Origin of the sequence: Isoptericola sp. NPDC060257 (assembly GCF_042726645.1) — a bacterium.
In the GTDB taxonomy this organism is placed as follows: Bacteria; Actinomycetota; Actinomycetes; order Actinomycetales; family Cellulomonadaceae; genus Isoptericola; species Isoptericola nanjingensis.
On record NZ_JBHXAW010000438.1, the window covers coordinates 1 to 2,174 of the forward strand.

Consider the following 2,174-nt stretch of genomic DNA (forward strand, 5'->3'; position numbering starts at 1 on the left):
CGCGACGGCGTGCCGGCGAACGGCCCGGCCTGGCTCCTCACCGCCGCCCGGCGCCGCGTCCTCGACCGGCTCCGGTCGGAACAGGTGCTGGCGCGGTCGATGCCGCTCCTGGAGGTCGAGGCCGACCTGGCCGCCCGGGCGCAGCGGGTGATGGCGGACGCCGGTGAGCCTCTCACCGACGAGCGGCTCCGGCTGGTGCTGCTGTGCGCCCACCCGCGGCTGTCGCGCGAGGCGGCCGCGGCGCTCTCGCTGCGCCTCGTGCTCGGCGTGCCCACGGCCGACGTGGCCCGCCTGTTCCTCCAGTCCACGCCGACGATGGCGGCGCGGCTCACCCGGGCGCGCAAGAAGCTCGCGGGCGAACGGTTCGCGCTGCCGCCCGCCGACGAGGTCGCCGACCGCCTCGGCGTCGCGGCCGACGTCGCCTACCTCGCGTTCACGGCGGGCTACGCGCCCGCCAGCGGGGACGACGTCGTGCGGGCCGAGCTCTCCGGCGAGGCGGTGCGGCTCGTCCGCGTGCTGCGCGACGTCCGCCCCACCCTGGGCGGCGGGGAGGGTGACGCGGACGACGCCGTGGCGGCGCGCGACCTCGACGCGCTCCTCGCCCTCGTGCTGCTCCAGCACTCGCGCCGCGACGCCCGCGTGGACGACGGCGCCCTGGTGCTGCTGCCGGACCAGGACCGCGCCCGGTGGCACCAGGACGAGATCGCGGAGGCCCTCGAGCTGCTCACCCCGTTCGCCACCGCTCCCCCGACGCCGTACCTGCTGCAGGCCCTCGTGGCGGCCGAGCACGCGATCGCCCGCACCCCGGACGCGACCGCGTGGGACCGCATCCTCGCCCGCTACGACGAGCTCGTGACCCTGACCGACACCCCGGTGGTGCGCCTCAACCGCGCGGTCGCCGTGGCGGAGGTCTCCGGTCCGCGCGCCGGCCTCGACGCCCTCGCCGGGGTCGCGCTGCCCGGGCACCGGCTGCCTGCGCTGCGGGCGGAGCTGCTGCGGCGCGCGGGCGACCCCGACGACGCCCTGCGGGCCTGCGACGTGGCGCTCGCCCTGTGCGGGCCGGGGCCCGAGCACGACCATCTGCGCCGCCGAAGGGCCGAGCTCGCCTGACCGCCCGGGCGGCGGTCAGGGATGCACGTGCGCCTGGTGCCCCGTCTGCGCGGAGATGTCCTGCTCCGCCTGCTCGAGCAGCGCGTCCGCCAGGCGTCGCAGGGCCCGTGCCGCCGCGACCTCGTCCCCGATGACCGGGACCTGCAGGTCGCCCGGGTCCTTGCGCGCGTGCCCGACCCCGCGCAGCGAGCCCACGTCCGGGCCGGGCGTCAGCATCGCCTCCGCCGTCGTGCTCCCGGACGACTCCACGAGCGAGACCCGCACGTCCCACGTGAGGGCCCGGGCGGGCGACGGTCGCGGCGACCGTGCGTGCTCCGTCCCGCCGCCGTCGTGCTGCACGAGCGTGTCCGCGCCGGGGAAGACCAGCGTCTCCTCCCCCGTGTCCGACCAGCGCACCTGGTAGGGCGGCGACCCGTCCTCGTGCGGGCAGGCGATCACGACGCCGTCGCGCACCGCCCCGCCGACCACCCCGGACGCCACCACGATCCGGTCGCCCACCGTCGCTCTCATCGCCGCCTCCTCGCGTCGTCGGGTGCCCGCCGTCCCCGTGCCGGCTCCTTCCATCATGCGCCCGGCGCGGGCCCCTGGCACGGCGCGGTCAGTGCGAGCGCAGCGCCTTGACGAGCTCTGCCTTGCGCATCGACGAGCGCCCCTCGATGCCGATCTCCGACGCCCGCTTCCGCAGGTCGGCGACCGTCCAGTCGTCGTACGAGCCGGACTCCCCGCCCTTGGCGCCGACCTTCTTGCGACCCCGCGCCGCGGCGGCGTTCGCGATCCGCGCGGACTTCTCCTTACTGTTGCCCTCGTCGCGGAGCTCCTCGTAGAGCTCCTTGTCCTTGACGCTCGGCCCTGCATCTCGACGCGGCATGGTGGCTCCTCCCGATCCGGGCGCGCCCGCGCGCTGGCTTCACGCGGTGCCCACGCTCGAGACCTATCACTCACGGGCGGTGCCGGCACCCCGGCTACGACCCGGACCCGGACATGACGAAGGCCCCGACCGGATCCCGGTCGGGGCCTTCGTGGATGTCGACGACATCCCGTGGTAGCGGGGGCAGGATTTGAAC

The 2,174-nt window shown here is 76.5% G+C and carries 3 protein-coding genes; 1 reads left to right on the forward strand and 2 read right to left on the reverse strand.

Annotation, left to right across the window (positions count from 1 at the left end; translation table 11 throughout):
- Positions 1-1,110: RNA polymerase sigma factor (locus ACFWEK_RS21040; RefSeq protein ID WP_430555302.1), on the forward strand; the 1,110-nt coding region annotated here is incomplete at its 5' end.
- 15 nt (positions 1,111-1,125) lie between these two features.
- Here the strand turns inward: ACFWEK_RS21040 and ACFWEK_RS21045 are convergent.
- Positions 1,126-1,620, reverse strand: a complete 495-nt coding sequence (locus ACFWEK_RS21045) for a dsRBD fold-containing protein (RefSeq protein ID WP_430544987.1) — start codon at positions 1,618-1,620, stop codon at positions 1,126-1,128.
- A gap of 88 nt (positions 1,621-1,708) precedes the next feature.
- Complete coding sequence (locus ACFWEK_RS21050; RefSeq protein ID WP_430544986.1) at positions 1,709-1,978, reverse strand: Rho termination factor N-terminal domain-containing protein; 270 nt, start codon at positions 1,976-1,978, stop codon at positions 1,709-1,711.
- Positions 1,979-2,174 lie beyond the last annotated feature (196 nt).